The following is a 10362-nucleotide window of genomic DNA, read 5'->3' on the forward strand; positions in this document are numbered from 1 at the left end:
TCCGTCGCCGACCAGACCGCCTCGGCCCTGTGAATCGATGCGCTTCTAACGGGCGCTCAACGCTTCACCTCGACACCGTGCTGGGTGCCGAGAATCAGCACATCGGCCCGGCGCTGCGCGAACAGGCCGTTGGTCACGACACCGGCGATCTGGTTGATATAGGTTTCCAGCGACACCGGCTCGGCGATGTTCAGGCCATGCACGTCGAGGATGTAGTTGCCGTTGTCCGTCTGGAACACCTTGTCGCCCGACGCCATGCGTAGCTCGGGGTGGACACGGATACCGGGCTTCGAGAGCCGCTCCATTTGACGCGCCACATAGCTGCGAGCCATTGGCACCACTTCGACCGGCAGCGGGAACTCGCCCAGCACCGTCACGTACTTGGTCTCGTCGGCGATGCAGATGAACTCCTTGGCGACCGCCGCCACGATCTTTTCGCGGGTCAGCGCACCGCCGCCGCCCTTGATCATGTGCAGGTAGTGGTTGACCTCGTCGGCACCGTCCACATAGACCGGCAGGTCGTCGACCACCGCGAGGTCCAGCACCGGGATGCCCAGCGCCTTCAGGCGCGCGGTGGTTGCTTCGGAACTCGACACCGCCCCCTGGACGCGGTGCTTGATCGTGGCCAGCTGCTCGATGAACAGGTTCACGGTGCTGCCGGTGCCGACGCCGATCACGGCGTCGTCCGGGATGAATTCCAGTGCCTTGGTGGCGGCAGCGAGTTTCATTTGATCTTGGGTCAGCATGTCGGGCAGCTCCATCGCTAAGTCTTGTGGGTGATGCGACAATTATCCCATAACGGGCAGCACCTGTCGGTGGGCATTGCCGAGCGAATAAGGAACGATGGGCCGTCGACGCTCACGGCCCTATTCAGAAATAACGCAACCGCCTCAGGCGGGATGACGGGTGAGCAACACGACTGCCTGTGCTTCGATTGCCTCGGCACGCCCCAGATAGCCGAGTTTCTCGTTGGTCTTGCCCTTCACGTTCACCGCGCCCTGTTCCAAGCCTAGATCAGCGGCAATGCACGCGCACATGTCATCAATATGCGAAGCGAGCTTCGGCGCCTGAGTGATCACGGTCGCATCGACGTTGACTGCCTGCCAGCCGGCCGCCCGGACCCGCGCATACGCCTCACGCAGCAGCACCCGACTGTCGGCGCCCTTGAACTCGGCGGCGGTGTCCGGAAAGTGCCGGCCGATGTCGCCGAGGCCAGCGCCACCGAGCAGCGCGTCGGTGATCGCATGCAGCAGCGCATCGGCATCGGAATGGCCCAGCAGCCCCTTGTCATGCGGAATCTCCACCCCACCGAGGATCAGCGGCCGGCCTTCCACCAGCCGGTGCACATCGTAGCCCTGTCCCACTCGAAACATCGTCAATCCTGTCCTGTTCTAGCCGCCAGGATCGCGGCCGCCAAGGCCAGATCCTGCGGGTACGTTACCTTGAAATTCTGCGCATCACCCTCGACGAGCCGCGGCGCAAGGCCCCTCGCCTCGATCGCCGACGCCTCGTCGGTAATCGCCTCGGTCGCGCCATGGCCGAGCGCTTCGGCCAACATCGCGGCGCGAAACATCTGTGGCGTCTGCGCCAGCCACAACCCGGCGCGCGCCACCGTCGCCTCGACACGGCCGGTCGGGTCGGCACGCTTCACCGTGTCCGGCACCGGCAACGCCAACAGGCCGCCGACCGAATCGTCGGCCAGCGCCGCGATCAGCCGCTCGACCAGCTCGACGCTGATGCAGCAGCGCGCCGCGTCGTGCACCAGCAGCCAGTCGTCGTCGGCGAGTTGCCCCGCCTCTCGCAGCGCGGCGATGCCGTTACGCACGCTCTCGGCGCGGCTGGCGCCGCCGACACGCAACACGGTCAGTCGGGGGATGGCGCTCCAGTCGAAGTCTTCGAACCACTCGTCGCCGGGCGATACCACCACCGCCACCGCGTCGATCGTCGACACTGCAGCCAGTGTCGCGAGCGTGTGCGCCATCAGCGGCCGGCCGGCGAGATCCAGGTACTGCTTCGGAGTGGGGCTGCCGAAACGCTGGCCGAACCCTGCCGCCGGCACCAGCGCGACATGCCGACTCATGCCGCTCCCTCGACCGGGGCGGGATTCTCCATCGCGCGCCACAGGCATTGCCCCTTCACCGCCTTGTCCAGGTCGTTCAGGTAGCCGTCGTGCACGGCCAGCTCGGCCTCGTTAGCGCGTTTCACCAACAAGGGCTTGCGCTCGAACGCGAGCCCCAGCCCGGCGCCGATACCGGTGTCCACCTCGATGTCCATCACCAGACTGTCCTGGCCGCGCGTCAGCGCCAGATACACCTCGGACAGCAGCTCGCAGTCGATCAGCGCGCCGTGCAGCGTACGGTTGGAGCGGTCGATCTCGAAACGGTCGCACAGCGCGTCCAGGCTGTTGCGCTTGCCCGGGAAGGTGTCGCGCGCCATGAACAGCGTGTCGACCACACCGGAACACAGCGTGGCGACCGGCTCGATGCCGAGCCGCTCGAATTCTGCATTGATGAAGCCCACGTCAAACGGCGCATTGTGAATGATCAGCTCTGCATCGCCGATGAACTCGACAATCTGGTCGGCCACCTGCTTGAACTTCGGCTTGTCGGCGAGAAAGTCGAGCGAGATGCCATGCACGCGTTCGGCGTCCGGATCGATCTCGCGTTCCGGATGCATATAGAGATGCAGCGAGCGGCCGGTCAGCTTGCGGTTGATCATCTCCAGCCCGGCGAATTCGATGATGCGATGGCCCTGATTGGGATCGAGGCCGGTGGTTTCGGTATCGAGGATAATCTGTCTCATGCTGCTCTTACGGTGCGAACGGCAGGCGGGATTGGCCGCTGCCGCGGATTGAAAGCGGAAAGACTCCGGCCCGGTCGGGTCGGGATGCAAGCCGGGCTCAGCCGCGCGCGCACTCCACGCCGCGGTTGGCCAACTGGTCGGCGCGCTCGTTGAACTCGTGGCCGGCATGGCCCTTTACCCACTCGAAGCGCACCTGATGACGGTCGCGCTCGGCGTCCAGACGCTGCCACAAATCGGCGTTCTTCACCGGCTGCTTGGCGGCGGTCTTCCAGCCGCGGGCCTTCCAGCCGTGAATCCACTCGGAGATCCCCTTCTGCACATACTGCGAATCGGTGTACACCACCACCTCGCAGCGCCGGGTCAGCGCGGCCAGCCCTTCGATCACCGCCAACAGCTCCATGCGGTTGTTGGTAGTCTCCGGCTCGCCGCCGAACAACTCCTTCTCGTGCCCCTTGTAGCGCATCAACACGCCCCAGCCCCCCGGGCCGGGATTGCCCTTGCAGGCGCCATCGGTAAACAGTTCGACCACGTTGTCTTTCATTCAGAGCCTGTTATGAGCCTGCTCTTTAGGATTCATCGGAAGGTGTATGAGACGAATGGCGTCGATCCGGCCCCGCCACGACCAGCCCCTTGCTCGCCTTGGCCTTGTTCCAGTTCGGTGTGATCAGGCGCATGCCACGCACCTTCTTCACCGCCTGGATACCGTACACGCCGGCAGCCACCGGCCACCAGCGATTTCCCGCCGACTCCATGAAGGCGAAGCGGGCGAGCCATTGCTGGCTCGCAAACGGCGGTGCATAGGCCATGAAGGCACCACCGGCCGGCTCCATGCCCATCAGCTTGAGCCAGTCCTTGATCCGCGGCAGCGTCAGGAAGCGCCCGTTCCACGGCACCTCGCCACGTCCCTGCACCAGCCGGCGCATCCCCCATAATGAAGCAGGGTTGAAACCGGTCAGCACGACCCGCCCCTCGGGCATCAGCACCCGCTCGACTTCGCGCAGCACTTGGTGCGGCTCGCGCGCAAAATCGAGCACGTGCGGCAACACCAACAGGTCGATACTACGACTATCGAACGGCAATCGTTCCGGCTCGGCCTGTATCACCGCCTCCGGGCAGCGCCCAACGCGCGCTTGCCAAGCGATACGGTTAGCCTGCAGGAAGTTGTATTCGGCCAAGCCCAACTGTACCGCATGGAAGCCGAACACATCGGCCACGGTGCGGTCGTAAAATGCCTGTTCTCGTTCCAGCAGGTAATGGCCCAGCTCGGTGTCACCAAGCCAGCGGGAAAAGCTATCCATTATCGCGCCTTTATTTGGAGACTGTTACAAGCCATGGTTACCGTCACGCCGGTTCACGCCTTTTCAGACAATTATATCTGGCTTTTGCACTCGGCCGGCCGCGCCATCGCCGTCGACCCAGGTGATGCCACGGCGGTACTCGCCGCGCTGGCCGAGCACGGGCTGATGCTGCAGGCCCTGCTGATCACCCATCATCACGCCGACCACGTCGGCGGCATCGCCGAGCTGAAAAGGCACTTTCCGGGGCTGACCGTCTACGGCCCGACCGGCATCGCCGGTGTCACCGACCCAGTGATGGAAGGGAGCGAACTGACGCTGTTCGGCCAACCGTTCGGCGTGCTGGAAGTGCCAGGCCACACCCTCGACCATATCGCCTACCACGGCGCAGGTTTGCTGTTCTGCGGCGACACCCTGTTCGGCGCCGGCTGTGGCCGGATGTTTGAAGGTTCCGCGCCGCAGTTCTACGCTTCATTACAGAAGCTTGCCGGACTGCCCGGCGACACACTGGTCTACCCCGCACACGAATACACGCTGTCGAATCTTCGCTTCGCCCAAGCGGTCGAACCGGGCAACCCGGCACTCACCGAGCGCGAACGCCAGGATAGCGCCAGCCGTACTGCCGGCCGCCCCACGCTGCCGTCGACACTGACACAGGAACTCGCAACCAACCCCTTTTTGCGCGTCGACGAACCAGAGGTAGAGGCGAGCTGCCGTCGCGAGGCCGGACACGAGGTAACCGAGCCGGCCGAGCGCTTCGCCGTGCTGCGTGACTGGAAGAACAGGTTCCGCTAAACATGTCGTCCGGGTTAACCCGGACGGGGCGCCGTTCGTAGCCCAAATCATGCCAAAGCACCTGAAATCATTTGATTTTTTTCATTGACACGCAATACTGTCGCTATATAGCATCGGCCAAAATCCCAATACTTCGAGCTGCCGTAATGAAACGTTTCAAGCCACTGGCGTTGTCGCTATCGCTACTATGCCTGTACCAAATCACCGCCCCTGCGCAAGCCAGCACAGCGGACTCCCGTGGCGTCGATATCGGTTTGTCTAGCGGCCTCGACATGATGTTGCTCAACAGCAGCTTGCTGCGAAATGGCGATAACGTCTGGGAACGTGCACGCGAAGGCTTCCAAATGACCGAAGTCAACAGCGAACTGATCCGCCGACAAGAACGCTACTACGCATCCCGCCCCGAGTACTTCAAACGCACCCTCGACCGCAGCCGCAAATACCTGTTTTTCATCATGAATGAGGTAGAGCGTCGCGGCATGCCGACTGAGCTCGCCTTCCTGCCGATGGTCGAAAGCGCATTTAACCCGACTGCCATGTCGTCGGTCGGCGCCTCCGGCCTCTGGCAGTTCATGCCGAGCACCGGCCGCCAGTATGGCCTCGAACAGACCTGGTGGTACGATGGCCGCCGCGATGTCACCGATGCGACCCGCGCCGCCCTCGACTACCTGCAAAACCTCTACGGCATGTTCGGCGACTGGTCGCTCGCCCTCGCGGCCTACAACTGGGGCGAAGGCAATCTGAGCCGCGCGATCGCCCGCGTGCGCGCCCGCGGCGAAGAGCCGACCTACGAAAACATCAATATGCCGGCCGAGACGCGCAACTACGTGCCGAAACTCTTGGCCGTGCGCAATCTGCTGGCCGACCCGGCCAAATTCGGCCTCAAGCTGGAGCGCTTCCAGAACAAGCCCTACTTCGTCGCCGTCACCACCGGCAAGCATATGGACATCGACATCGCCGCCAAGCTGGCCGATATGTCGGTGTCGGAGTTCAAGGAACTCAACCCCGGCTTCAACCTGCCGGTCTACGCCTACAAGAACGGCCGCCAGATGCTGCTCCCGGCCAACCGCCTGGAGAAGTTCGAGCATAACCTCGCCAAATGGGGCGACAAGCCGCTGATGACCTGGCAGGTCTATACGCCGGGCGGCAACGAAAGCGTCGCCGACGTGGCCGCCAACTACGGCATGAGCGCCAGCGAACTGCGCTCGGTCAACCGTCTCGCCGGCTATACGCTGACCGCTGGCCGACCGATCCTCGTGGCAATGAAGGGCAACACGAACAACGGCGCCCCGCTGATCGACCGCGACGATGGCACGACCACAGCTCCGTTGATGATTGCCAAGGCCGATCCGGCACCGGCAATCTCCCCGGCCGTGATCACAGCCAGCCTCAAACAGCCACAGACCCCGGCCACGATCGCCACGACGCCGACGGTGAAAGTAGCTGAAGTGAAGAACGTCGAGTCGGCCAAGGCGGTACCGAGCGTTCCGGCCACGGCCGTTACAGTGGCTGCCGCCGCTCCGGCACCCGCATCGACGCCAGCAGTCGCCCCGACGATCGCCACCGCCGCAACGGCGCCCCCCCAACCGGCCGTCGCCCAAGCGGCACCGACCAGCACTCCTACCAAAGTGGCTGACGTGAACCCGGCGGCCAACCAGGTCGCCAACACGGCAAGTGCCGTCGCTCCGCAACTGGCTCTGGCCACTCCGGCCACCACGACGAGCGCCCCGCTTAACGTCAGCGCCGCCACCGAAGCTCTGGCACTGGCCGACGATGCAGCCGTCAGCAGCCCTGCTCCGGCCCGCACCATCGCCGTCGCCGACGCTGCCCCGGTGGTCTCGACAACCGGCCACCACATCGTCGCCAGCGGCGACACCCTGTACAACATCTCGCGCCGCTATAACATGAGCGTCGCCGACCTGAAGTCGCTGAATGGCCTGACCGACGACTACGTCAAACTCGGCCAGGCGCTGTCTGTCGACAAGAGCAACCTTGCCACCCCAACCCTGCTCGTTCAGGGCAATGACACCTCCCGCAGCAAGCAAGGCCTGAGCAAGGTATCTGGAGAATACGTGGCACAGAAGGGGGACACCCTTTACAGCATCGCGCGCAAGTTCGGCGTTGCCCACCAGGATATCAAGCGCTGGAACCGCGTCAGCATGGCCAATCGCCTGCAGCCGGGTCAAATTGTGAAGATCCAGGGGTTGTAAGCAAGTTTTTTCAAAAAGACGCTTGACACCCAAAAACAACTGTATATAATGCGGAACTCAACGGAGAGGTGGCAGAGTGGTCGAATGTACCTGACTCGAAATCAGGCGTACGTTTATAGCGTACCGAGGGTTCGAATCCCTCCCTCTCCGCCAAACATGTCGGAAAAGCCCTGAGAAATCAGGGCTTTTTTGTTTTCTACGCCAACGCCTCGGCCAATTACCCGCCTGCCGTGTCCTTCTACAAGAAGAATCCGTCTTCTGCAAAACGGCTTCGCATATTTCTGCGCAGTCGACCCCAAACAGCGAAACTCCCTGGCTGCAATCGATTATCCACGTGCTAATTTAGGGCTATTCAATCAGCGCGGTGACACGCTATGTGCGTCAACTTCATCCCAGCCGACCCAGCGATGCTTGTTGATCGCTTCCATGTCACCCCGCCTGAGCGCGAATGGGAGGGCGAGGCCTACCAGGATTACCTCACCCCCATCATTCGCCGCGGGCCAGGCGGCGGGCGCCAGGTGGTACTGGCAAGCTTCGGCATGGTGCCAAAGCGGCATACCCCACAGGGCTTCAAACCTTTTGCTACGATGAACGCAAGAACCGAGACCATCGGCCAGAAACCGTCGTTCGCGCGCTTCTGGCACGCAGGCCAGCTCTGCCTCATTCCAATGAGCGCGTTCTTCGAACCGAACAGGGAAACTGGCAAGGCGGTGCGCTGGCGGATCGGGCTGGCCGACGACGAGCCATTCGCCGTAGCCGGGATATGGCGCAGTTGGCGCGAGCATGATGGCAGCGAGTCGCTGGCATTCACCGCCCTCACCATCAATGTCGACGATCACCCGTTGATGAATCGTTTCCACAAGCCACCAGCCCCGGGCGAGCCTCCCGACAAGCGTGGCCTGGTGATCATCCACCCAGCGGACTACGATGCCTGGCTCAACTGTCACAATCCCGAACTGGCACGCACGTTCCTGCAGCCCTACCCTGCCGAACTCATGCATGCCGAGCCGGCTCCGGCGGTTCGCCCTCAGCAGCCCAAGCAAGCGCCGGAACAGGGCAGCCTGTTCTAGCATCGCCATTGCAGCGGCCCGATCGACGGAAGCACGAGGTTTGCCCACCCCATGAAAAATGGCCGACCCCTTTACAGGGTCGGCCATTTTTCATGGGAGAAACTGCTGACTCAGTGCGCTAGCTTGAAGCGCTTGACCTCCGCTTCGAGCGATTGCGCCAGCTTGTTGAGTTCACCGGCGGCATCCGCCACCGAGCGGGTCGCTTCGGCGTTCTGCTCAACCATCTGCACGATCTGCTCGACACTGTTAGCCACCTCATGGCTGGCGACCGCCTGCTCGGACAACCCGCGACTGACATTGTCGATCATCCCAACCACATTGTCGGCACTAGTGTTGATCTCCGTGATCGCGCCGCCGGCGTTGCGCGCCATCCCCATGCCATCAGTCACCTGGCTCACCGTCTGCTGCATCTGGCTCGCCATATTGCTGGCTCCGGCCTGGATCGAGCCGATCATCGCGGTAATATCTGCAGTCGACGCGGTGGTTTTCTCAGCCAGCTTGCGTACCTCATCGGCGACCACGGCAAAGCCGCGCCCCAATTCGCCGGCCCGCGCCGCCTCGATTGCAGCGTTCAGAGCCAGCAGATTGGTCTGGTCGGCGATGTCCTTGATGACATTGATGATCGCTGTGATCTTGGCCGCCTCGGCCCCCAGCCCCTGCGCCGTGTCAGCCGCCTGACCGACGGCAGTGGAAATCCGCTCGATCTCGCAGACCATCGTATTGATCACATCGACACCGGAGCGCGCCTGCTGACCGGACTGTTGAGACAGCCCCTGCGCATCGCGAGACAGCTCGGAGATATGGTTGATACTGGTCGAGATCTCTTCCATCGCCGCAGCCATCGCTGTCGCGGCACCCGACTGCCGGTCAGAGCCCTCCCGCACGATACGGCTGGACGCATTCAGATCGCCGGCAGCGCCGATCAGCCGGCTGGCACTACCATGCACGGTACGCATCGTTCCGGACAGCCCCTCGATGGTGCGTGCCATCGCATTGTTCAGACGGGCGATCTCGTGCTTCGCCGGATCGGTGTCGATCCGCTCGGACAGGTCGCCCGATGCAATGCGTTCGAGCGAGTCGACCGCCTCGTCGAGCGGCCGGGTGATGCTGCGCGCCACCAGCGCCCCGACGGCGATCGCTACCAATACCGCCAGAAGGGACACAATCTGCACCGCGCGCTCGATGCTCTGCGCTTCCTGCAGGCGGATCTCGTTGATCTTGGTGTTCACCGCTATGTTGTACTTGGCGTAAGTGCGCAGCGTGTCGCTGAGCGCGCGCCCAAGCACTGCGCCCTGACCGGTGCTCAACAGCTTGGTGGCACCGGCGAAGTCGCCCTTAAGGCGCAAATCGCGCACCTCGAGAATATTTTGCTGCCAGCTACCGAAGCCGCAGTGACCTTGGCAATGTGGACCTTTTCGTCGTCGAAGGCCCCCAGCTGCTGTATCGACCGGTCTAGCACACGCATCTGGTTGTGAAAACGCTCCAGCGCCTCGTAGAGCTTCTGGTTGGACGCCATCATGCTGGCCTGATCCGGCGCCAGCACCACATTGCGAACCTGTACCCGCCCCTCATTCACCGAGTCGAGCAAGAGACCGATCGACACCGTACGTGGAAAGGCGATGGTGTTGACCCTCTCGATCCCATCGGTCAGGGAACTGAGCTGGATCTTGATGAAAATGGCCCCGGCGACGACCAGCAACACAATCAGTGCAAAGCCAATGCCCAGCCGGTGAGCGATCTTGAAGTTTCTCATTGCAGGGTTGTCCCGATATTTTAAATTTTTTAAGTGGATTCAAGCGCGGCAAGTATAACCGGGCGGTTTCCAACCCCAAGTGCAACACCCTGATAAGGTGTTGCCATGCCCTCCCACTACCATCAGCTTTGCCCAGAAGAACGTGCCTGCATCATGCAAATGACCGCGCAGGGACACAGTCTGCGCCACATCGCCCGCTTATTGCGGCGGGCGCCCAGCTCCATCTGCCGGGAAGTGCGCCGTAATGCCTGCAGCCCCCATCGCTACGATGCCGCCGCTGCCGGGCGCAAGGCCAGGCAACGCTCTCGCCTCCCTCGCCGACCACGCAAACTTCAGCCTCACAGCGCCGCATTCCTCGTTGTCGTTGAACTGCTACGCCAAGGCTGGTCCCCTCAACAAATCCAAGGCAGACTGCGGGCACACTATCCCGACGATCC

General features: G+C 62.8%; 12 protein-coding genes and 1 tRNA gene. 5 read left to right on the plus strand and 8 right to left on the minus strand.

Features of this window, described 5'->3' with window-relative positions; all coding sequences use genetic code 11:
* Positions 1–56: 56 nt before the first annotated feature.
* The 6 genes from rpiA to QU481_RS02985 all read right to left on the minus strand — a co-directional run bounded on the left by rpiA (position 57) and on the right by QU481_RS02985 (position 4100).
* Positions 57–746 carry a ribose-5-phosphate isomerase RpiA gene (gene rpiA / locus QU481_RS02960; RefSeq protein ID WP_289828396.1) on the minus strand — a complete coding sequence of 230 codons (690 nt, stop codon included), beginning with the start codon at positions 744–746 and terminating at the stop codon, positions 57–59.
* A 144-nt stretch (positions 747–890) separates the two neighbouring features.
* Positions 891–1373, minus strand: a complete 483-nt coding sequence (ispF, locus tag QU481_RS02965; RefSeq protein ID WP_289828397.1) for a 2-C-methyl-D-erythritol 2,4-cyclodiphosphate synthase — start codon at positions 1371–1373, stop codon at positions 891–893.
* Positions 1374–1375: 2 nt separating this feature from the next.
* The gene (gene ispD / locus QU481_RS02970; RefSeq protein WP_289828398.1) at positions 1376–2080 is read right to left on the minus strand and encodes a 2-C-methyl-D-erythritol 4-phosphate cytidylyltransferase; all 705 of its coding nucleotides are present in this window, start codon (positions 2078–2080) and stop codon (positions 1376–1378) included.
* Positions 2077–2802: a DNA polymerase III subunit epsilon gene (gene dnaQ, locus QU481_RS02975; RefSeq protein WP_289828399.1), complete on the minus strand. Its 726-nt coding sequence runs from the start codon at positions 2800–2802 to the stop codon at positions 2077–2079. The genes ispD and dnaQ overlap by 4 nt, the downstream gene beginning before the upstream one ends.
* Positions 2803–2899: 97 nt before the next feature.
* A complete protein-coding gene (rnhA, locus tag QU481_RS02980) occupies positions 2900–3343 on the minus strand; it encodes a ribonuclease HI (RefSeq protein WP_289828400.1) in 444 nt (147 codons plus the stop codon).
* A 25-nt stretch (positions 3344–3368) separates the two neighbouring features.
* Positions 3369–4100 carry a class I SAM-dependent methyltransferase gene (locus QU481_RS02985; RefSeq protein WP_289828401.1) on the minus strand — a complete coding sequence of 244 codons (732 nt, stop codon included), beginning with the start codon at positions 4098–4100 and terminating at the stop codon, positions 3369–3371.
* A gap of 33 nt (positions 4101–4133) precedes the next feature.
* Here QU481_RS02985 and gloB point away from each other — a divergent pair, with 33 nt between their 5' ends.
* From gloB to QU481_RS03005, 4 genes are all read left to right on the plus strand, one after another.
* A complete protein-coding gene (gene gloB / locus QU481_RS02990) occupies positions 4134–4892 on the plus strand; it encodes a hydroxyacylglutathione hydrolase (protein WP_289828402.1) in 759 nt (252 codons plus the stop codon).
* 146 nt (positions 4893–5038) lie between these two features.
* Positions 5039–7102 (plus strand): lytic transglycosylase, encoded by a 2064-nt coding sequence (locus tag QU481_RS02995; RefSeq protein ID WP_289828403.1) that lies wholly within the window; start codon positions 5039–5041, stop codon positions 7100–7102.
* 62 nt (positions 7103–7164) lie between these two features.
* A tRNA-Ser gene (locus QU481_RS03000) sits at positions 7165–7255 on the plus strand.
* Between the two features lie 254 nt (positions 7256–7509).
* Positions 7510–8172, plus strand: coding sequence for an SOS response-associated peptidase (locus tag QU481_RS03005; protein ID WP_289828404.1), 663 nt, complete (start codon positions 7510–7512; stop codon positions 8170–8172).
* Between the two features lie 110 nt (positions 8173–8282).
* Here QU481_RS03005 and QU481_RS03010 read toward each other — a convergent pair whose 3' ends face one another.
* Together QU481_RS03010 and QU481_RS03015 are read right to left on the minus strand one after the other, a co-directional pair.
* A complete protein-coding gene (locus QU481_RS03010; protein WP_289828405.1) occupies positions 8283–9527 on the minus strand; it encodes a methyl-accepting chemotaxis protein in 1245 nt (414 codons plus the stop codon).
* Positions 9476–9925, minus strand: coding sequence for an MCP four helix bundle domain-containing protein (locus QU481_RS03015; protein WP_289828406.1), 450 nt, complete (start codon positions 9923–9925; stop codon positions 9476–9478). Before QU481_RS03015 ends, QU481_RS03010 begins: the two co-directional genes overlap by 52 nt.
* 105 nt (positions 9926–10030) lie before the next feature.
* Between QU481_RS03015 and QU481_RS23825 the strand changes: the two genes are divergently transcribed.
* A partial coding sequence (locus tag QU481_RS23825; RefSeq protein WP_353962177.1) for a helix-turn-helix domain-containing protein occupies positions 10031–10362 on the plus strand: 332 nt, incomplete at its 3' end.

It is taken from the genome of Crenobacter oryzisoli (assembly GCF_030385785.1).
Taxonomy (GTDB): domain Bacteria; phylum Pseudomonadota; class Gammaproteobacteria; order Burkholderiales; family Chromobacteriaceae; genus Crenobacter_A; species Crenobacter_A oryzisoli.